Raw genomic sequence first — 20,720 nt, 5'->3', positions numbered from 1 at the left:
CGGAAGTCCGCACGCAGAGGGTGGAGAGGATGGAGCACAGCAGCTCCACCAACGTCCTGCTGGCCGTGATGCTCAACGGCTTCGCCCGGCACGCGGCCGGGCAGCCCCTGTCCGACCTGGAGAGCGTCTTCACGAACGCATTCACCCGTGCGGGCTTCACGGCCGACGAGCTCGGCGAGATGGGGCAGGCCTTCAGCACGGCGGCGCCGGAGGTCCGCGGGAGGTTCTTCCCCGGGCGTTTCGCCGCTCTGGGTGTGGAGGACTCGTACGTCTTGCCGACCTGCGGGCCGATCTGCCGCAGCTGGGCCGGGAGTTTCTCACCACGTGCAAGAACATTCACGTGGTGGACGCCACGCGCCCGATGGGCCCGCTCGGTGACGACGCCCAGGCGCAGGCCCTGCAGGAGGTCGCCGCCCCCGAGCCCAGCGCGGAATTCCTGCAGGAGACCGCCGACAAGGGCTGGGGACTGGTCTGCCTGGGCCTGCCCCTCGACCACCCCACCATCGCGACCGCACGATCCGGCGGCGGCGCGGGCAAGTACTGGATGTCGCTCGACTACCTCACCTGCCACCGCGAGTCGAACGAATGGGGAAAGGACGAACCGAAGTTCTGGCTGGCGCTCTGTGACGGGACGACTCAGCGCCACTACACCAGCGAGCAGTTCAGCATGAACACCGGCGACACCCGCGCCTTCGAGCCGAACCGGGTGTGGAACACCACGGTCGCGGGCGGCGGACTTGCCACGGTGATCGACGCCTGGGAGATGGACCACGGCGGCGGCGATGCGAAGGCCAAGATGATCATCGACGAGATCCTCAGGATCCTGATGGCCGAGCTGTCGATCGAGACCTGGGCGGACATGGTCGAAACCGTCATCGGTGAGCTCACGGGCGTCGGGATTCCGCCGGCGGCCGTAGCGATGTTCGCGATGATCCTCAGCTTCATCAAACAGATCCTGACGAACCAGGACGATCACATCGGCACCTACTCGCTGCTGGTACCCGAACCGGTGCTGATGCTGCAGAAGCAGATCCAGGACACCCTGCGCAACCCCCCGCCCGAGGGGGTGGTGCGCAAGGTCGCCGCGCTGACCCGTATCAGCGAACCCATGGTCGACATGCTCCTGAGACTGGGCGCCTTCCGGGTCTCCAAGTCGGCGCTGGTCTTCGACGCCGGTAGCGACGGGAAATGGGAGGTCGGATTCCTGCTGCTGCCCGATGCCTCGGGCCAGGTCAACGGGGTGCCTCCCCGGGTGCGGCTGGAGTCCGTGATCAGCGGCAAGTTCGCCACCATCGACGGCCCCTACAACGACGACAGCCCCTCCATCCGACAGCAACCGTGGTGGGACCAGTCCCACCAGCGGTGGGACTTCAGGAACCTGGGCGGCGGCCTCTACAACTTCACCTCCGTCTTCGCCCCCACCCGCGTGATGTCGATCCACGGCCCCTACCCCGGCAACGCCCCCGACATCAACCTGTGGACCTGGAGGGACGCCTCGCACCAGAAATGGCGGGTACTCCCCGTCGCCCAGAACGAGTACTTCATCGTGTCCGACTACCGCAATGGAGCGATCAGCGTCACCAACGCCTCCACCGGCAGCGGTGCCAAGCTCTGCCACCACGGCCTACAGGGCAACCGCAACCAGCTCTGGAGGCTCCTCGGCGCGTAGCACCCACTGGCCGGGGCGGACTGCGGGACAGCGGCAGCCCTCTCGCGGTCGTAGAAGAACAGCCGTAAAGGAGCAGCTTCACCGGCACACCCACTGCTTCGGCGGCTCCTGCATGCGGCCGTACCCGGTACCCGCGATGCGGTTGCCGTAACGGTCGTGCTCAGGAGCCGACGGCACATGCACCGGCGGCGGCTGCACCCACCCGCAGATCTGCCGGCGCACCGTCTGCCGAAGCCGCCGGCGCCGGTGGTCCCTTACAGCCACGAAAGGCCGCCCGGCTGGATGGTGACCCCGGCGGTGGTGCACGACGACCGCGGCCGTCCCGTGCAGTGGCTGGATGAGGCACCCGTGGTCGAGTGGATGACCCGGCAGGGCAGGGCGAAGTACGAGCTGGCGAGGATGGACAAGCTGCCGCCGGAGGAGCGTCTGCTGGAGGACGGCCTGCCCGCGTGGATGCCGAAGTCGACGGGCCCGCGGACACCGATGGTGCAGCTGAACCACCCGTGGCTGCAGCTGACCGTGTGGGAGCGGCAGCAGTACGGGGCGACGGCGCCGTGGACGACCAGGGACTGGGTCCGCGAGAAGCTCAAGCGCGGTAGCGGGACGGCGCCAATGGCTGTGCCCGCGGAGGCGGAGGAGCTGCCGCAGGCCGAAGGCGTGATCGCCCCGTCATGGGCGGAGGGCTGACCTCTTTACACATTCCACCCCATACCGGGGTGAATGGGTGCTAGGGTCCGGCGCCATGCCCTCCGTGACAGCAGTACGCCCGAGGAACCCCCAAGCCCCCCGCAACCGGATCACCTTCCGGCCGGCCAGGATGCCGGATGACGCCCTGGTCGAGGACGCGATGATCCGGGGCGTCGAGTACAACGGCGACGTCTTCGTCGGGCACGCGGTGGAACTGGCGGAGGCCGAGCAGGTCCGGTTCGAGAACGCCCGCTTCACCGGGATGAACACCCGGCAGGTGGTGTTCTCCGATGCAACGTTCCAGACCTGCGACTTCGCCACCGTCCGGGCACAGGACACGTCCCTGGTCCGCGCCGAGGTGTTCGCCAGCCGGATCACCGGCGCCTCCTGGTCGAAGTCGCATTTCCACGACGTGAGGTTCGAGAACAGCCGCGCCGACCTGTCGCTGTGGCGCCACTCGAAGTTCAAGGCCGTCACGTTCGAGGGCTGCAACCTCACGGGGGCCGACTTCCAGTTCGCGGAGCTGCGCGATGTGCAGTTCCGGTCGTGCGACCTGACCGGCGCCCAGTTCGCCAACGTCCAGGTCCAGCGGCTGCGGTTCGAGGACTGCACGCTGGTGGACGTGGGCGGGGCGGCGTCGCTGAAGGGCGCCGCCGTGCAGGGGCCGGGCGGGATGGAGCTGGCCGTGGCCCTCGCACGGGACGCCGGGATCAGGCTGGAGCCGTAGACGGTCAGGCGGCCGGCGTCAGGTCCCAGTGCGCGAAGCGCTCACTGGAGATCGACTCTGCCACCAGCTCCATGTCGTAGTCGTCGGTGAAGGTCCGCAGCTCGTGGACGAGCACCTGGCCGTACGGCGTGAAATGCTCCAGCTTGTCCAGCAAGCCGTCCGTGCACTCCCGCAGGCTGGCCCGGAACTTGTCGACCAGCTCGGTCTCCCCGCGGCGGGCCTGCATGAACATCAGGGGCGGGGCGACCACGGCGGAGTGGAACGCTTTGTCGAGCGGGCGCATCTGCCCGAACTTCACCGCCGACACCACGCGGTACTCGTCGGCCTCCAGTTCCTTCGTCGGCCGGGTGTAGAGCCGGTACGCCATGTCCGCGAGGAACACGTTCAGGTGCACCGTCTCGTGGACGAGGGACTCGGCGAAGTCGTGGACCTGCCAGTCGTCGCCGGGGCTCATGCTGATCAGGCCGGGCAGGTGCGAGGCGCTGCCGCCGCCCTTGTTGGCGGAGGAGAACATGACCGTATCGGTCACCACCAGGTCCACCAGGGCGCCCAGGTCGGGGATCACGTCGTGGGTGTAGACCATGGAGGCCTTGAAGTCGCGTCCCCAGGTGATGCGCTGGTCCTCGAAGGTGTCGGCCAGGCCCTCGAAGATGTTCGCGAAGGTTTCGTTCTTGACCAGGTTCCGTCCCCACGGGTCGTCCAGGAAGGAGACGCGGACGCCGACCGCGGGCGGGGCGATCGGCCGCATGCCTGTGATGATCCGACGGTATGCGGCCGGCAGGGTGTCCGGGGTGGTGTGCTCGCCGTCGAGGGCGTGGACGAGCCGGCTGACGGTCTCGCGGGCGTGGTGCACGTTGAGGAACCGCACGGGTGCTCCTTGGGCGAAGATGGGAACGTGCCCCGGGCGAATTACGGTCGCCCGGGGCACGCGTGGGTGTCGTGCTGTGGTGCCGGGGCCGGTTACTCGGCGGCGGGCGCGGCGTCGGTCCAGCCGCCCATCATCGACGCGTTGTCCTCGGCGCGGAACGCCGCGACGTTGTCCCGGATGGTGTCCGCCTGCTTCTCGTTGGTCTCGGTCGCGGCGACTTCGGTCTTCTGGTTCATGACGAGTCCTCCTTGATCTCGGTCGTGCACTGTCCCCGCCGGGGTTCCGGCAGGGGGTGGTGCTGCCCGCCCTGGGCCGTAGGAAGTGCAGAGCGGGGGTCTATGGGTCAGGCGGGCTCGATGTTGTCGGCCGCCGTGGTGATCTCGATGCCGTTCCCGGGTCGCACGTGGGCGATGCGGACGATCCCGTGACTGTGCAGCTCGTGGACGACGGCGGTCAGCTCCCCTCGGTGCGGGATGCGGTGACCTTCACCTTCTGGTGGAGGAGCGGGTGCTGTCCGTTTCCGCGTCTTGAACGTACGGTCGCCGGGGACGCGGTAGGACTGACTGGCAGTACGTGTTGGGGGACGGAGCGTCGTCGGGGAGCTGGGCATGGCGGGTACACCGCCCGCACGGGGACGTGCGGCCACAGGAGCGGTTGCGGGCTTTGTGCTGAGGATGGCGCGGGAGAGCATCCCGCGTACGCAGGCGGCCATGGCGGAGGCCCTGGGCGTGGACCTGGGGACGTTGCAGGGCTGGGAGTCCGGCCGGCGCCCGCTGGCGAACATGAAGGCCGGGGCGCTGCTGAACCTGCGGCGGCGTCTTGGGGCCCTGGGCGCGGACGCGGGCGTGGTGGGGCTGCTCGATCCGGCGATGGACGCGGACCAGATCATCGGGGCCGCCCTCGATCCGCGGGAGGAGATGGGGCTCCATCCGCTGGCGTCGTGGGTGCACACCAGGGACACCGCGCACATGCTGGCGTGGGCCTTGACCGGTACGCCTCCGCCGGCCTTGGCGGGGCGGGTTCCGGCTCCTCGCCGTGGCCCTTCTGCGTCGGCTCCGCTGCTGGGTGCGGGTGAGCGCGGCCATTTCTTCGATCACCTGCGGGAGACAGCCGAGTCTGCCCGGCGCGGCGAGGGCGGGGTGCTGCTGCACCGGCAGGCCCTGTATCTGGCGTCGTACGACCGGGGGCCGGAGGCGGTCTCGTGGACGGCGCACGCCTTGCACGCCCGGCGGGGAGTGCTGGGCCGCCGGGGATGGTCGGAGCACTGGGCGGAAGCCCGGTCCACGGCAACCGCCCTTGCCCGGCTGGGCGACCCGCAGCCGCTGCTCGACTTCATCGAGCGGTCGCTGGCCGGCGACGACACCGCGGAAGCGGCGAACCTGAACTACTGGGCTTACTGGCTCGGCGGCGTCCGCCTTCCGCAGGCCGACGATGGGTTCATGCGCGACCGGGACCTGACCGGCTGGGATCCGGTGACGCTGCTGCGGGGGCTGACCTATGGGCTGCACTACGCGCCCGGATACGTGGACCTGTACGCCCACACGCTGTGGGCCCTGCTGACGGCGCATCCCTGGCTGCCGCAGGCCTCGGGGGTGCTGGTGCGGGAGCTGGGGGAGCGTATCGGGCGGTTACTGGACGGGCGGGGGATCTCCGAAAGGTCGCGGCACGAACTGAGCGCGGTGCATTACGTTTTGCGTGATCGGACTTGAGAACCGGAGGGCACTACATGGCAGACGAGACGGCGAAGGGCACGGCCGGGTTCATCTTCGAGATGGGCGTCATGAAGCAGGCCAAGCGGACCGGGTGGTGGTTCACCGGCAACAACAACCCCGAGTCGATCGCCGACCACTCGTTCCGTGTGGGGATCATCGGCTCGGTGCTGGCGATGATGGAGGGCGTGGATCCGGCGAAGGTCGCGCTGATGTGCCTCTTCCACGACACGCAGGAGACCCGGATCGGGGACATCCCGCACATCGGGCGCCGCTACATCGACGCCTCGGCCAACGAGACCGTCACCGCGGATCAGGTTGCCCGAGCCCACCCGGCGGTCAAGGCGGGAGTGCAGCGGGTGGTGGCCGAGTACGAGGGGGGCGACACCCCCGAGGCGATCGTGGCGAAGGACGCGGACAAGCTGGAGTGTCTGGTGCAGGCCGTGGAGTACCGGGCGCAGGGCAACACGCTGGTGCAGGACTGGATCGACACCTCGCTGAACAGCCTCAAGACGGCGTCCGCCCGCGAGCTGGCCGAGGCCGCGCTGACGATGTCGCCGCTGGAGTGGCGGCAGACCTTCCTGCACTGATTCAGGAAAAGACGAAAGTCCCCGCGGCTGGCTGGGTGCCGGGGGCGGGGGATGCGGCGTGGTACAGCCCGGCGTTGACCGGCACGTGGAGCCGCTCGGCGAGCGTCTTGTACGTCATCGGCTCCTTGGTGTGCGCGGAGACCACGCTGTACAGAGACCGAGGCCCCGTCACCCTCCGTGAAGGGTTTCGGGGCCTCGTCCTAGTTGACGGTCCGTCAGTAAATCGGCCTCCCCCTGCACAGTCCTTGCACAAGGGGATGGAAGCTGCTTAGTAAGCTTATGTTGCGATTCCTAGATGTCGCGGAAGATTTCGATCTGGGCGCCCACCGAGTTCAGGCGTTCCGCCAGTTCCTCGTAGCCGCGGTTGATGACGTACACGTTGCGCAGTACCGACGTGCCCTCCGCCGCCATCATCGCCAGGAGGACCACCACGGCGGGTCGGAGGGCCGGCGGGCACATCATCTCCGCTGCGCGCCAGCGGGTGGGGCCCTCCACCAGGACGCGGTGGGGGTCCAGGAGTTGGAGCCGGCCGCCGAGGCGGTTGAGGTCCGTCAGGTAGATCGCGCGGTTGTCGTACACCCAGTCGTGGATCAGGGTCTGGCCCTGCGCCACCGCCGCGATCGCCGCGAAGAACGGGACGTTGTCGATGTTCAGCCCGGGGAACGGCATGGGGTGGATCTTGTCGATCGGGGCTTCGAGCTTGGAGGGGCGCACCGTGAGGTCGACCAGGCGGGTGCGGCCGTTGTCGGCCGTGTACTCCTCCGAGCGGTCGTGGTCCAGGCCCATCTCCTCCAGGACCGCGAGCTCGATCTCCATGAACTCGATCGGGACCCGGCGGATGGTCAGTTCGGACTCGGTGACCACGGCCGCGGCCAGCAGGCTCATGGCCTCGACCGGGTCCTCGGAGGGGGAGTAGTCCACGTCCACGTCGATGTTCGGGACGCCGTGGACGGTGAGGGTGGTGCTGCCGATGCCCTCCACCCTCACGCCGAGGGCCTCCAGGAAGAAGCACAGGTCCTGGACCATGTAGTTGGAGGAGGCGTTGCGGATGACGGTGACGCCGTCGTGGCGGGCCGCGGCGAGCAGTGCGTTCTCGGTGACCGTGTCCCCGCGTTCGGTCAGCACGATCGGCCGGTCGGGGCTGACGCCGGAGGCGACCCGGGCGTGGTAGATGCCCTCGGTCGCGGTGATGTCCAGGCCGAACCGGCGCAGCGCGATCATGTGCGGCTCGATGGTGCGGGTGCCGAGGTCGCAGCCGCCCGCGTAGGGCAGCCGGAAGTGGTCCATCCGGTGCAGCAGCGGGCCCAGGAACATGATGATGCTCCGGGTGCGGCGGGCGGCGTCGGCGTCCATGGCGTCCATGTCGAGCCGGGCAGGCGGGACCAGTTCCAGGTCCACGCCGCCGTTGATCCAGCGGCTGCGTACGCCGATGGAGTTCAGGACCTCCAGCAGCCGGTAGACCTCTTCGATCCGGGCGACCCGGCGCAGGACCGTGCGGCCCTTGTTGAGGAGCGAGGCGCAGAGCAGGGCCACGCAGGCGTTCTTGCTCGTCTTGACGTCGATGGCGCCGGACAGGCGACGGCCGCCGACGACGCGCAGGTGCATCGGGCCGGCGTAACCCAGGGAGACGATCTCGCTGTCGAGCGCTTCGCCGATGCGGGCAATCATCTCAAGACTGATGTTCTGGTTGCCGCGCTCGATCCGGTTCACGGCGCTCTGGCTGGTGCCGAGGGCGTCGGCGAGTTGGCTTTGCGTCCAGCCCCGGTGTTGCCGGGCGTCACGGATGAGCTTGCCGATGCGTACGAGGTAGTCGTCTGCCATGGGTGCACCGTATCTCAGATATGAGATGGGGCTCGCGGTGGGTGTGGCGGACGGGTGTTACACCCCGTCAGCTTCCCCGGATTCTGGCCGTGTCATGTAGTTTGCCGGTATTTACCCCGTTTGGGCTATCTGTTGTCGGGCGTGGCGTGGTGCCGGGTGTGCACCGGCCCCCGGGGACGGCTTGGTCTCCCGGGGGCCGGTGGGTCGCCGGGCCGGCCGGCCCGGGCCCGTCAGTGGCCGCAGGCGTGGTGGCGGCCCCGGTGGACCGCGGCGTACGCGGCGGGACGCGGGCCGGACGCCGAGCCGGACGCCGGGCCGGCGGCGGCCCCGGAGGTCATACCGGCCGCCGCGCGCGAGAGCCGGGCCGCCGCCGCCCGCCCGGTGGCCGAGTGCACGTCGTGCACCGCCCGCCCGTCCACCAGCGTCAGCTCCACCTGGGTCTCGCTGATGTCCGCCACCGGGCAGCGCGTCACATCCCGGTCCAGCAGCACCAGGTCTGCCGCCTTCCCCTGCTCCACCGTCCCGGTCAGTGCGTCCTGGCGGAGCTGCCAGGCGGTGCCCAGCGTGTGCATCCGCAGCACCGAGGACCGGCTCAGCCCCTCCAGTTCGCGGTAGAGCTCGCCCTGCCCGTACGCGCCCTGCCGGTCGATGGCCGTACGCAGCTGGTTCCACACCTGGAGTGCGTCCACCGGCCAGTCGGAACCGCCGCTCAGCCGGGCCCCGGCCCGCTCCAGGCTGCGCGCCGGGTACATCCAGCGGTGCCGCTTCGGCCCGATGTACGGCAGCAGCGCCTCCATCGTCCAGGTGTCCTTCGCCGCCCACTGCAGCTGCATGCAGGCGGCGACGCCCAGCTGGGCGAACCGCCGCAGATCCGCCGGGTCCACGATCTGCAGGTGGGCGATGGCGTTGCGCGGGTCGCGCAGCCCGGTGGCCCGGCGGGCGTACGCGTACCCGTCCAGAGCCGTACGTACCGCCCGGTCGCCCAGCCCGTGGGCGTGCATCTGCCAGCCCGCCCGGTTGAACACGGCGGTCAGCCGGCCCCACTCGGCGGCCGAGGTGTACAGCTCGCCCCGGTTCTCCGTGGGCTTGCCGGTGCTGCCGTCCAGATACGGCTCCAGCAGGGCCGCCGTCTGGGCCGGGTACTCGATGACCCCGTCCAGGAAGACCTTGATCATCCCGAGCCGGAGCCCGCGCACACCGTCGAACTCCCGGCGCAGGTCCCGCGCGTACGCAAGGGAGCCCGCCGGGTCCTTGGTCTGCGCCACCTCCAGCCGCAGCGCGGGCACCACCCGCTGCGGCAGCTTCCCGGCCGCGGACAGCTCCCGGTACAGCTCCAGCTCGTGCCGGCCGGCCAGCGCGTCCATCATGGTGGTGACACCGGCGGCGGCGGCCTGCTCCAGCACCTTCGCGCAGGCCTGGACCAGCTGCTCCCGGGTGGGGGCCGGGATGTGGCGGCGCACCAGCTCCTGGGCGTCGTCCTTCAGTACGCCCGTCGGCTTCCCGTCCGTCCCCTTGACGATCTTTCCGCCCGCCGGGTCGGGGGTGGCGGCCGTGATGCCCGCAATGTCCAGAGCACGGCGGTTCGCCCACAGGTTGTGTCCGTCACCGCCGACCAGCGCGATCGGCCGGCGGGTGGGCAGGGCGTCCAGCATGGAGTGGTGCGGTGCCGTGCCGGTGGGCAGCAGCCCGACCGGGTTCCAGTCCTCCACCACCAGCCAGCCGTCCGGTTCGGCGCCCGCGCCGCCGGTGTCGGCGAGGAAGCCGCGCAGGATCTCCTGGAGTTCGGCGAGGGTGGTCTCGGCGCCCTCCAGCGAGGGCCGCAGCGAGCGGTCGCCGGCGCCCAGCGGATGGACGTGGCCGTCGTGGATCCCGCTCATCACCGTGTTGCCGCGGGCGTTGACCACCTCGGTGTCCCGGCCGATCAGCCGCCGCAGGGCCGAACCGGAGCCGGTGGCGAGGATCTTCCCGTCCCGGCCGACCGCCACCGCCTCCACCGGCGCCCGGCCGGTGACTCCGGTGAACACCCGGGCGTTGTGGATCACCAGCGAGGCGGAGCCCCGGCCGGCCGAGCCGGGGGCGGGGGCGGGGGCGGCCTGGGCCGTACCGGCCGCCGCCGAACCGAGCAGGCCGGCCGCGCCCGCGGCGCCGGCCGCGGTGAGAAGTCCCCGCCGGGACAGTGAAGAAGACGTCATGACCACTCCCAACGTTTGCCGTGGCCAGGACACTGTTTGATTAACCCCTTAACCAGAACCCGTCGGAGACGACGGAATCCGCACCTCGTCCGTACGATGAGCCGCGTGCCCGGACCGACCATCGCCGACATCGCGCGCGCCGCCGAGGTGTCCACCGCGACCGTCTCGCACGCCCTCAACGGCACCGGCCGGCTCGCCGAAACCACCCGCAGGCGGGTCCGCGAGGTCGCCACCGGCCTCGGCTACGGAGCCCCGCGCGCCCCGCGCACCCGGACCCTCGGGCTGGCCGTGACCACCTTCGCCGGCGCCGCCTGGAACTACGTGGCGGTCTCCTATTTCTCCCGCTGGCTCACCGCCGCCACGTCCGCCGCCCATGCCCGCGGGTACGCGCTGACCACCCTGCCCGCGGACCGTGGTGCCGAGGCGCTCTGGCACACCCTCGCGGTCGACGGGATGCTGCTGCTCGACAGTCCGGAGGGCGATCCGGTGCTGGCCGCGCTGCGGGCCCGCGGTATCCCGGTGGTCTTCGACGGGCGGCCCGCCCGTGCGTTCCCCGGGGACGTCTGGGTGGACAACGACCACGCGGCGGCCACCCGCGCGGTCCTCGACCATCTCGCCGCGGCCGGCGCCCGGCGGATCGCGCTGCACGGCGGCTTCGGACGCGACCACTACACCCGCGCGGTGTCCGAGGCGTACGAAGGGTGGTGCGCGGAGCGGGACCGGCCCGTCCTGCCGGTCCGGTTCGACCCGGACGACGCCGGCGGCCATGCCTTCGACACGCTGTTCGCGGCGCCGGCCGGCACCGTCGACGCCGTCCACAGCCTCTACGATCCCGGCGGCCGGCAGGTGCTGGCCGCGGCGGCCCGGCACGGCCTGGCCATACCGGCGGACCTGCTGCTGGTCTGTGCCAGCGAGGACCCGGGGTACGCGGCCACCCAGGTGCCGGTGACCACGCTGACCCTGCATCCGGAGCTGACGGCCGAGGCGGCGGTCGCCGCGCTGATCGGCCGCATCGAATCGGGCGGCCCGACGCCGGCGGGCGAGCCGACGGCACCGGCGGGCGCGGCGACGGTCCCGGACGGCGAGGTGCAGGTCCCGGCGGCGCTGACGGTCCGTGACTCCTCACGCCGGGCAGGCGGGCGCGTGTGATCTCACCCATGCCGGACCACGCCGTGCATGACCTCGGCACGACGATGCACTAGAGTTATCTCGACATCGAGATATCTGCCGAAGGCGAACCGCAGCCGCCCCGCTGGTAAGGGTTACCTAACTTAGCCTTACCTTAGCGGATTGGCCAGAGTGCCACGCGGCAGGATGCGGTAGAACGCGCGAATTCATGCATGAAGGAGACTGTCGTGTCGGCGAACAGCTTCGAAGCCCGTAGCACGCTGCAGGTGGGCGACGAGTCGTACGAGATCTTCCGGCTGGACATGGTGGAGGGCTCCGCCCGGCTGCCGTACAGCCTGAAGGTCCTTCTGGAGAACCTGCTCCGCACCGAGGACGGCGCGAACATCACCGCCGACCACATCCGTGCGCTCGGCGGCTGGGACTCCCAGGCCCAGCCCAGCCAGGAGATCCAGTTCACGCCCGCGCGCGTGATCATGCAGGACTTCACCGGTGTGCCCTGTGTCGTGGACCTCGCCACCATGCGCGAGGCCGTCAAGGAGCTCGGCGGCGACCCGTCGAAGATCAACCCGCTGGCCCCGGCCGAGCTGGTCATCGACCACTCCGTCATCGCCGACAAGTTCGGCACCAAGGACGCGTTCACCCAGAACGTGGAGCTGGAGTACGGCCGCAACAAGGAGCGCTACCAGTTCCTGCGCTGGGGCCAGACCGCCTTCGACGAGTTCAAGGTCGTCCCGCCGGGCACCGGCATCGTCCACCAGGTCAACATCGAGCACCTGGCCCGCACGGTCATGGTCCGCAACGGTGTGGCCTACCCCGACACCCTCGTCGGCACCGACTCGCACACCACCATGGTCAACGGCCTCGGTGTGCTGGGCTGGGGCGTCGGCGGCATCGAGGCCGAGGCCGCGATGCTCGGCCAGCCGGTCTCCATGCTGATCCCGCGCGTCGTCGGCTTCAAGCTGACCGGCGAGCTGCCCACCGGCACCACCGCCACCGACCTGGTGCTGACCATCACCGAGATGCTGCGCAAGCACGGTGTCGTCGGCAAGTTCGTCGAGTTCTACGGTGAGGGCGTCGCCGCCACCTCCCTCGCGAACCGCGCCACCATCGGCAACATGTCGCCCGAGTTCGGCTCCACCGCCGCGGTCTTCCCGATCGACGGCGAGACCCTGAACTACCTCAAGCTCACCGGCCGCTCCGAGCAGCAGGTCGCGCTGGTCGAGGCGTACGCCAAGGAGCAGGGCCTCTGGCTGGACCCGGCCGCCGAGCCGGACTTCTCCGAGAAGCTGGAGCTCGACCTCTCCACGGTCGTCCCCTCCATCGCCGGCCCGAAGCGCCCGCAGGACCGTATCGTCCTGGCCAACGCCGCCCAGCAGTTCGCCCAGGACGTGCGCAACTACGTGGACGACGCGGACGAGGCGGGCCAGGAGTCCTTCCCGGCCTCCGACGCCCCGGCGCAGACCAACGGCGTGCCGACCCGCCCGACCCAGGTCACCCTGGCCGACGGCACCTCCTTCGAGATCGACCACGGCGCCGTGACCGTCGCCGCGATCACCTCCTGCACCAACACCTCGAACCCCTACGTCATGGTGGCCGCGGCCCTCGTGGCCAAGAAGGCGGTCGAGAAGGGCCTGGCCCGCAAGCCGTGGGTCAAGACCACCCTGGCGCCGGGCTCGAAGGTCGTCACCGACTACTTCGACAAGGCCGGCCTGACCCCGTACCTGGACAAGATGGGCTTCAACCTCGTCGGGTACGGCTGCACCACCTGCATCGGCAACTCCGGTCCGCTGGACGAGGAGATCTCGAAGGCGATCAACGAGCACGACCTCGCGGTCACCTCGGTGCTCTCCGGCAACCGCAACTTCGAGGGCCGGATCAACCCCGACGTCAAGATGAACTACCTGGCCTCCCCGCCGCTGGTCGTCGCGTACGCCATCGCGGGCTCCATGAAGGTGGACATCACCAAGGACGCCATCGGCACCGACACCGAGGGCAACCCGGTCTTCCTCAAGGACATCTGGCCCTCCGAGGCCGAGGTCAACGACGTCGTGGCCAACGCCATCGGCGAGGACATGTTCAACAAGTCCTACCAGGACGTCTTCGCGGGTGACGCCCAGTGGCAGGCGCTGCCGATCCCGACCGGCAACACCTTCGAGTGGGACCCGCAGTCCACCTACGTGCGCAAGCCCCCGTACTTCGAGGGCATGACCATGGAGACCACCCCGGTCTCCGACATCGCCGGCGCCCGCGTGCTGGCGAAGCTGGGCGACTCGGTCACCACCGACCACATCTCCCCGGCCGGTGCGATCAAGGCCGACACCCCGGCCGGCCAGTACCTCACCGAGCACGGCGTCGAGCGCCGCGACTTCAACTCGTACGGTTCCCGCCGCGGCAACCACGAGGTCATGATCCGCGGTACGTTCGCCAACATCCGCCTGCGCAACCAGATCGCGCCGGGCACCGAGGGCGGCTTCACCCGCGACTTCACCGTCGAGGGCGCCCCGGTCTCCTTCATCTACGACGCCTCCCAGAACTACCAGGCCGCCGGCATCCCGCTGGTTATCCTGGCGGGCAAGGAGTACGGCTCCGGCTCCTCCCGCGACTGGGCGGCCAAGGGCACCGCGCTGCTCGGCGTCAAGGCCGTCATCGCCGAGTCCTACGAGCGCATCCACCGCTCGAACCTGATCGGCATGGGCGTCCTCCCGCTCCAGTTCCCCGAGGGCGCCACGGCCGCCTCCCTGGGCCTGACCGGCGAGGAGACCTTCTCCTTCACCGGAGTGGAGGAGCTGAACAACGGCACCACCCCGCGCACCGTCAAGGTGACCACCGACACCGGTGTCTCCTTCGACGCGGTCGTCCGCATCGACACCCCCGGTGAGGCGGACTACTACCGCAACGGCGGCATCATGCAGTACGTGCTCCGCAACCTGATCCGCGGCTAAGCACCCCCGTCGCCGGTCGCACATCGGCACCAAAGGGCCGTATCCCCGTTATGGGGGTACGGCCCTTCCGCGTAGTGCGACGGTGGTCTTCTCAGCCGGGCGGAAGTGGACTATACCTGTGCGCGTCCGGACCGCCGGGGAACGAGCGGCACGGACCGCGGACCTCTGACGAAGGCGAGGACATGAGCATGGCATCCACCGGTGAGGGCCTCGGCCGCCGTGACCTGATCAAGCGCTCCGCGGCACTCGGACTGATCACCGTGCCGACGGCGGGCTTCCTGTCCGCCTGCGCCTCCGGCGGCGGGGAGGGCACCACCAAGGGACCGGACAAGGCTCCGGTCACCAAGGAAAACCCGTTCGGCGTCGCCAAGGGCGGCAAACTGGACGTGGTGATCTTCAAGGGCGGATTCGGCGACGACTACGCCAAGGCCTGGGAGGCCGCGTTCGACAAGAAGTGGGGCACCACCAGCACCCACCTCGGCACCCAGGAGATCACCTCCAAGCTCCAGCCCCGCTTCAACAACAACACCCCGCCGGACGTGGTCGACGACTCCGGCGCCCAGCGGATCAAGCTGGACGTCCTGTTCAAGGCCAACCAGCTGGCCGACCTCACCCCGGTGCTGGAGGCCCCCTGCCTGGACGACCCGACCAGGAAGGTCCGCGACGTACTGATCCCCGGAACCGTCGAACAGGGCACCCAGGGCGGAAAGTTCGTCGCGCTCAACTACGTCTACACCGTCTTCGGCTTCTGGTACTCCGGCAAGCTCTTCAAGGAGAAGGGCTGGACCCCGCCGAAGACCTGGGACGAGTTCCTCGCGGTGTGCACCAAGGCGAAGGAAGCGGGCATCGGCGGCCTGGCCCACCAGGGCAAACACCCGTACTACATCAATGTCGTGATCATGGACCTGATCGCCAAGAAGGGCGGTCTGGAGGCCATGAAGGCCATCGACAACCTGGAGCCGAACGCCTTCGACGGCAGCGCCGCCGCCCTCGAAGCGGTCGAGGCGGTCTACGAGGTGGTCGAGAAGGGCCTGCTCATGCCCGGCACCAACGGCCTCAACCACACGGAGTCGCAGACCGCCTGGAACCAGTACAAGGCAGCCTTCATCCCCTCCGGCTCCTGGCTGGAGAACGAGCAGCTCAAGCAGACCCCGGACGACTTCGACATGCAGTTCCTCCCCGTGCCCGTGCTGGCCGGCAGCAAGCTGCCCTTCGAGGCCATCCGGGCCGGCGCCGGCGAGCCCTTCATCGTCCCGGACAAGGCCGCCAACAAGCCCGCCGGCCTGGAGTTCATCCGTTCGATGCTGTCCCGCGAATGGTCGACCCTCTTCGCCCAGCAGGCGAACTCGCTCACCGTGGTCAAGGACGGTGTGGACCCGAACGTGAAGCTGCGCCCAGGCACCCAGTCGGCGGTCACCGCCCTGAAGTCGGCCGGCGAGAACACGTTCAACTACCTGTACCCCGACTGGTACAGCGAAATGGACACCGCCATCCAGGACGCGTCCAATGAACTGATGGCCAAGCGGATCCAGCCGAAGGAGTGGATCAAGCGGGCCCAGGCTGCGGTAAACAAGGCGGCACAGGACCCGAACGCCAAGAACAACCGCCGCAGCTGACCCCGCCCGTATCGCAGGGACTCGCCAGGGACGGACACCATGAGCCAAGTAGCCCAGGGCAAGGGACGGGCCGGCTTTGTCGTCGGCTTCCTCTTCGCGCCCATCGCGCTGTACCTGACCTTTGTGATCTGGCCTTACGTACAGACGTTCGGCTACTCCTTCACCAACTGGAGCGGCCAGTCCCCGACCTTCGACTTCGTCGGCCTGGACAACTACCTGGAACTGGCGAAGGACGAGGTCTTCCGGGGCGCGCTCTGGCACAACCTGCTGCTCCTGGTGTTCGTCCCGGTGATCACCATCCTGCTCGCCCTGTTCTTCGCCTTCATGCTGAACGCCGGCGGGCGCAGCGGAGCCGGCGGAGTCCAGGGCGTGCGGGGCTCCGGCTTCTACAAGATCGTCTACTTCTTCCCGCAGGTCCTCTCCCTCGCCATCCTCGCGGTCCTCTTCGGCGCCGTGTACCGCAGCGACGAGGGCGGCCTGCTCAACGGGTTCCTCATCCGACTGGGCCTGGTCGACCGGATGCAGCCGATCGAATGGCTGAACGAGCCCGACCTGGTCCTGTGGTGCCTGCTGCTGGTGGTCGTCTGGCACGGGGTGGGCTTCTACCTCGTCCTCTTCTCGGCCGCCATGCAGTCGGTTCCCAAGGACATCTACGAGGCCGCGCTGCTCGACGGAGCCGGACGCGCCCAGACCTTCTTCAGGGTCACCCTGCCCCTGCTGTGGGACTCCGTGCAGACCTCCGCGGTCTACCTCGGCATCGCCGCGATGGACATGTTCGTCCTGGTGTCGACCATGACCTCGGGCCAGTTCGGCGGCGGGCCCGACCACCACAGCGAGGTCATGGCGACGGTGCTGATGCGCAACTTCCTGTACTTCGGCAAGAGCGGCTACGCCTGCGCCATGGGCGTGGTGCTGCTCGTCCTCACCATGGTCCTGTCCGTCATCACGCTGCGCGCCACCCGCCGCGAGCGCATCGAGTTCTAGAGCGGGAGACCACGATGACCACAGTTGTCAAAGCCCCCGGGGAGTCCGCGGCCGAGCGGAACGGGGGCAGCGGTCGTTCCGGAGAGCGGGGGAACGGCGGCTCCGAGGGCCTGGTGCTCCACGTCTTCTCCCACGGCTTCCTCGCCGTCTGGGCCGTGCTGATCGTGCTGCCGCTGATCTGGCTGGCGCTCGGATCCTTCAAGACGGACGTGCAGATCGGCGGGTCCGCCCTGAGCTGGCCCTCGAACTGGCACTTCGACGCCTTCGGGCGGGCCTGGACCAAGGGCATCGGCAGCTACTTCGCCAACACCCTGATCGTGATGGTCTTCTCGGTCCCGCTGACCATGCTGTTCGGGTCGATGGCCGCGTACGTGCTGGCCCGCTACCCCTTCCCGGGGAACCGGTTCATCTACTACTTCTTCGTCAGCGGGGCGATGTTCCCGGTGTTCCTGGCGCTGGTCCCGCTGTTCTTCATGGTGCGCCGGCTCGACATGCTGAACACCTACCAGGGGCTGATCCTGGTCTATGTCGCCTACTCGATGCCCTTCACCGTCTTCTTCATGCACTCCTTCTTCCGCACCCTGCCGACGGCGGTGCACGAGGCGGCGGTGATCGACGGGGCCTCGGACACCCGGATCTTCTTCCAGGTGATGCTGCCGATGGCCCGGCCCGGCCTGATCAGCGTCGGGATCTTCAACATCCTGGGCCAGTGGAACCAGTACATCCTGCCCTCGGTACTGATGCAGCCGCAGACCGGAGGAGACCCCGAGCGCTTCATGCTCACCCAGGGCCTCATCCAGTTGCAGTACCAGATGGGCTACGAGACCGACTTGCCGGTGCTGTTCGCCGGCGTGACCATCGCGATGATCCCGATGCTGGTGGTCTACCTCTCCTTCCAGCGCCAGATCCAGGCCGGTCTCACCTCGGCCACCCTCAAGTAGGGGCCCCTACAGCCAGGTGTTGAACCGGCGGATGTACCAGGTCTTCACCAGCTGGGTGAGGGTGCAGTACGCCAGGAGGACGCCGATCAGCCACGGGAAGTACGAGGCCGGGAGGGCGACGAAGCCCAGCGAGGGGGCCAGCGGGGAGAACGGCAGCCACAGGCCGGTCAGCACCGCGAGAACGGTCATCACCATCACCGGCCAGGAGGCGCGGGACTGGATGAACGGGATCTTCCGGGTACGGATCATGTGGACGACCAGGGTCTGCGAGAGCAGGCCCTCGACGAACCAGCCGGACTGGAAGAGGGACTGGGCGCTCTCGCTGTTGGCACCGAACACGTTCCACATGATCAGGAACATCGCGATGTCGAAGATGGAACTGACCGGGCCGATGGTGACCATGAAGCGGAGGATGCCCTTGGCGTCCCAGTTGCGCGGCTTGCGCAGGTACTCCTCGTCCATCCGGTCCCACGGGGTCGCCAGCTGCGCGATGTCGTAGACCAGGTTCTGCAGCAGCAGCATGATCGCCAGCATCGGCTGGAAGGGGATGAACGCGCTCGCCACCAGCACCGAGAAGACATTGCCGAAGTTCGACGACGCGGTCATCTTGATGTACTTGATCGTGTTGCCGAAGGTGGTCCGGCCCTGGACGACCCCCTGCTCCAGGACGGTCAGGTCCTTCTCCAGCAGGATGATGTCCGCCGACTCCTTGGCGATGTCGACGGCGGTGTCCACCGAGATGCCGACATCGGCGTCGCGCAGCGCGGCGGCGTCGTTGATGCCGTCCCCGAGAAACCCGACCGTGTGCCCGTCGGCCTGCAGGGCCCGGACGATCCTGGCCTTCTGGACCGGGTTGACCTTGGCGAAGACCGTCGTACGGGCGGCCAGCGCGCGCAGTTCCGTGTCGTCGAGCGCGTCGACATCGGCGCCGAGCGCCACATGTCCGACCTGGATGCCGACGTCGGCGCAGACCCGGGCGGCCACCAGGTCGTTGTCACCGGTGATCACCTTCACCGCGATGCCCTTGTCGGCCAGGCCCGTCAGGGCCCGGGCGGCGTCGGCCTTCGGCGGGTCGAGGAAGGCGAGGAAGCCGACCAGGGTCAGCCGGTCCTCGTCGGCGACCGAGTAGGTGTCGCGCGGGGTGGCGATCGTACGGGTGGCCACGGCGAGGACCCGCAGGCCCTGCCGGTTGTTGTCCTCGGCGATCCGGGTGACGTGCCAGCGCAGCTGCTCGGTCAGCTCGACCGTCTCGCCGCGGTCCGTCATGTGCGTGCAGAGGTCCAGGACCTCCTCGACGGCACCCTTGGTGATCATGATGTGCTCGGGGCGGCCGACGTTGCCCAGGACGGAGTTGCGGTTCAGGACCACGGACATGCGGCGCCGGGCGAAGTCGAAGGGGATCTCGTCGACCATCGAGAACCGTGCGTCGACGACAACCTCCTCGGCCTCGTTGACGCGGTCGATGACCGCCTGGTCCATCAGGTTCCGCAGACCGGTCTGGAAGTGCGCGTTGAGGTAGCCGTACTCCAGGACCTCGTTGTCCTCCTTGCCGTGCACGTCCAGGTAGCGGTCCAGGACGATCCGGTCCTCGGTGAGGGTGCCGGTCTTGTCCGTGCACAGGACGTCCATCGCGCCCAGGTTCTGGATCGCGTTGAGCCGCTTGACGACCACCTTGCGCTTGGACATGGCGACCGCGCCGCGCGCCAGGTTGGCGGAGACGACCATCGGCAGCATCTCGGGGGTCAGGCCGACGGCGACGGCGATGCCGAAGAGGAAGGCCTCGTCCCAGTCGCCCTTGGTGATGCCGTTGATCATGAAGACCACCGGGACCATCACCAGCATGAAGCGGATCAGCAGGAAGCTGACCTTGCGCACACCGGTGTCGAAGTTGGTCTGCGGGCGTTCGCCGACCAGCGAGCCGGCCATCGAGCCGAAGTAGGTGTCGGCGCCGGTGGCGACCACCACACCGGTGGCGGTGCCGGAGGTCACCGAGGTGCCCATCAGGCAGAGGTTGGCGGCCTCGACCGGGTCGTCGGTCCCCTGCCGGCCCAGGTCCTCGGCGGGGGCCCCGTCGGGGAAGCGGGGCGGCAGGTCGGCCTTGGCGACCGGCAGGGACTCCCCGGACAGCGCGGCCTGGCTGACCATCAGGTCCTTGGAGGTGATGAGCCGCAGGTCGGCCGGGATCAGGTCGCCGGCGGCCAGCTTGACCACATCGCCGGGGACCACCTGGTCCATCGGCACCTCGAGGGTGGTGGTCAGGGATCCGCTGCCGGCCCGGCGCTGCACCGCGCAGGTGGTGGTCACCAGCTTCTTCAGCGCGTCGGCGGCGCGGCCGGAGCGGTGCTCCTGCCAGAACCGCAGCAGTCCGCTGACCGCCACCATCACGGAGAGGATGATGACGCCCTCGTCCGCCGGGTCCTGCCAGAACATGATCGCGGCCAGGAAGACCAGGACCCCGATGAAGGGGTTCCAGAAGGCCTTGCCCAGCTGCACGAGCCAGTGGGGCGCCCGCTCCCGGGCGACCGTATTGGGGCCGTGGCGCTCCAGGCGCAGCGCGGCCTCGCTCCGGGTGAGGCCGTTGTGCGAGGCGTCGACGGACTGCAGGACCTGAACGCCCGAGCGGGCGCTGGTCTCGGCGAGGAGCTCGGCGACGAGCCGGGTGCGGGCCTCCAGTTCGGCGGCCTTGCGCTCGCGGCGGGTCCGGCCCGGCGGTGCGAGCTTGGTGGGGGTACGGGGGGTGAGCATGGTCATGACGAAGCCTTCCTCTGTACGCATCCGGGCAGCGCGAAGCCGCACCGTTACGCAGAGTGGTCATGGGTGTGCAGCAGGCCGTGGGCGCGGGCGTC

Annotated in this window: 15 protein-coding genes; 10 read left to right on the top strand and 5 right to left on the bottom strand. The window is 69.1% G+C overall.

All coding sequences use genetic code 11. The features are described 5' to 3' along the window. Nucleotides 1–343 precede the first annotated feature (343 nt). The 3 genes from DEJ50_RS07345 (at nt 344) to DEJ50_RS07335 (ending at nt 3,083) form a co-directional block, all read left to right on the top strand. Complete coding sequence (locus DEJ50_RS07345; protein WP_150206778.1) at nt 344–1,669, top strand: RICIN domain-containing protein; 1,326 nt, start codon at nt 344–346, stop codon at nt 1,667–1,669. Nucleotides 1,670–1,951: 282 nt separating this feature from the next. After that, nucleotides 1,952–2,356, top strand: coding sequence for a hypothetical protein (locus tag DEJ50_RS07340; RefSeq protein WP_150206777.1), 405 nt, complete (start codon nt 1,952–1,954; stop codon nt 2,354–2,356). Between the two features lie 64 nt (nt 2,357–2,420). Continuing rightward, nucleotides 2,421–3,083, top strand: coding sequence for a pentapeptide repeat-containing protein (locus DEJ50_RS07335; RefSeq protein WP_223837647.1), 663 nt, complete (start codon nt 2,421–2,423; stop codon nt 3,081–3,083). A gap of 4 nt (nt 3,084–3,087) precedes the next feature. Here DEJ50_RS07335 and DEJ50_RS07330 read toward each other — a convergent pair whose 3' ends face one another. Together DEJ50_RS07330 and DEJ50_RS33830 are read right to left on the bottom strand one after the other, a co-directional pair. Beyond that, a complete protein-coding gene (locus DEJ50_RS07330) occupies nt 3,088–3,951 on the bottom strand; it encodes an aKG-HExxH-type peptide beta-hydroxylase (RefSeq protein ID WP_150206775.1) in 864 nt (287 codons plus the stop codon). Between the two features lie 92 nt (nt 3,952–4,043). Then, nucleotides 4,044–4,187 (bottom strand): hypothetical protein, encoded by a 144-nt coding sequence (locus DEJ50_RS33830; RefSeq protein WP_190344336.1) that lies wholly within the window; start codon nt 4,185–4,187, stop codon nt 4,044–4,046. A gap of 438 nt (nt 4,188–4,625) precedes the next feature. Here DEJ50_RS33830 and DEJ50_RS07320 point away from each other — a divergent pair, with 438 nt between their 5' ends. Both DEJ50_RS07320 and DEJ50_RS07315 read left to right on the top strand, forming a co-directional pair. Beyond that, nucleotides 4,626–5,660 carry a helix-turn-helix domain-containing protein gene (locus DEJ50_RS07320; protein WP_223837646.1) on the top strand — a complete coding sequence of 345 codons (1,035 nt, stop codon included), beginning with the start codon at nt 4,626–4,628 and terminating at the stop codon, nt 5,658–5,660. Nucleotides 5,661–5,677: 17 nt separating this feature from the next. Next, a complete protein-coding gene (locus DEJ50_RS07315) occupies nt 5,678–6,250 on the top strand; it encodes an HD domain-containing protein (RefSeq protein ID WP_150206773.1) in 573 nt (190 codons plus the stop codon). Between the two features lie 291 nt (nt 6,251–6,541). Here DEJ50_RS07315 and DEJ50_RS07310 read toward each other — a convergent pair whose 3' ends face one another. Together DEJ50_RS07310 and DEJ50_RS07305 are read right to left on the bottom strand one after the other, a co-directional pair. Beyond that, nucleotides 6,542–8,071 (bottom strand): helix-turn-helix domain-containing protein, encoded by a 1,530-nt coding sequence (locus tag DEJ50_RS07310; RefSeq protein WP_150206772.1) that lies wholly within the window; start codon nt 8,069–8,071, stop codon nt 6,542–6,544. A gap of 230 nt (nt 8,072–8,301) precedes the next feature. Beyond that, nucleotides 8,302–10,263 (bottom strand): amidohydrolase, encoded by a 1,962-nt coding sequence (locus DEJ50_RS07305; protein WP_150206771.1) that lies wholly within the window; start codon nt 10,261–10,263, stop codon nt 8,302–8,304. 96 nt (nt 10,264–10,359) lie between these two features. Between DEJ50_RS07305 and DEJ50_RS07300 the strand changes: the two genes are divergently transcribed. The 5 genes from DEJ50_RS07300 (at nt 10,360) to DEJ50_RS07280 (ending at nt 17,874) form a co-directional block, all read left to right on the top strand. After that, on the top strand, nt 10,360–11,412 hold the full coding sequence (locus tag DEJ50_RS07300) for a LacI family DNA-binding transcriptional regulator (RefSeq protein ID WP_150206770.1): 1,053 nt from the start codon (nt 10,360–10,362) through the stop codon (nt 11,410–11,412). 206 nt (nt 11,413–11,618) lie between these two features. Continuing rightward, nucleotides 11,619–14,333, top strand: a complete 2,715-nt coding sequence (gene acnA / locus DEJ50_RS07295; protein WP_150206769.1) for an aconitate hydratase AcnA — start codon at nt 11,619–11,621, stop codon at nt 14,331–14,333. A 182-nt stretch (nt 14,334–14,515) separates the two neighbouring features. After that, the gene (gene ngcE / locus DEJ50_RS07290; RefSeq protein WP_150206768.1) at nt 14,516–15,949 is read left to right on the top strand and encodes an N-acetylglucosamine/diacetylchitobiose ABC transporter substrate-binding protein; all 1,434 of its coding nucleotides are present in this window, start codon (nt 14,516–14,518) and stop codon (nt 15,947–15,949) included. Between the two features lie 39 nt (nt 15,950–15,988). Next, on the top strand, nt 15,989–16,933 hold the full coding sequence (locus tag DEJ50_RS07285; RefSeq protein WP_150206767.1) for a carbohydrate ABC transporter permease: 945 nt from the start codon (nt 15,989–15,991) through the stop codon (nt 16,931–16,933). A 14-nt stretch (nt 16,934–16,947) separates the two neighbouring features. After that, nucleotides 16,948–17,874, top strand: a complete 927-nt coding sequence (locus tag DEJ50_RS07280) for a carbohydrate ABC transporter permease (RefSeq protein ID WP_150206766.1) — start codon at nt 16,948–16,950, stop codon at nt 17,872–17,874. Nucleotides 17,875–17,880: 6 nt separating this feature from the next. On the opposite strand, the gene mgtA is transcribed toward DEJ50_RS07280, so the two are convergent. Then, a complete protein-coding gene (mgtA, locus tag DEJ50_RS07275) occupies nt 17,881–20,625 on the bottom strand; it encodes a magnesium-translocating P-type ATPase (RefSeq protein WP_150206765.1) in 2,745 nt (914 codons plus the stop codon). Nucleotides 20,626–20,720 lie beyond the last annotated feature (95 nt).

This window comes from Streptomyces venezuelae, assembly GCF_008642295.1.
Taxonomy (GTDB): Bacteria; Actinomycetota; Actinomycetes; order Streptomycetales; family Streptomycetaceae; genus Streptomyces; species Streptomyces venezuelae_C.
This window is presented reverse-complemented; position numbering and strand designations above follow the sequence as displayed.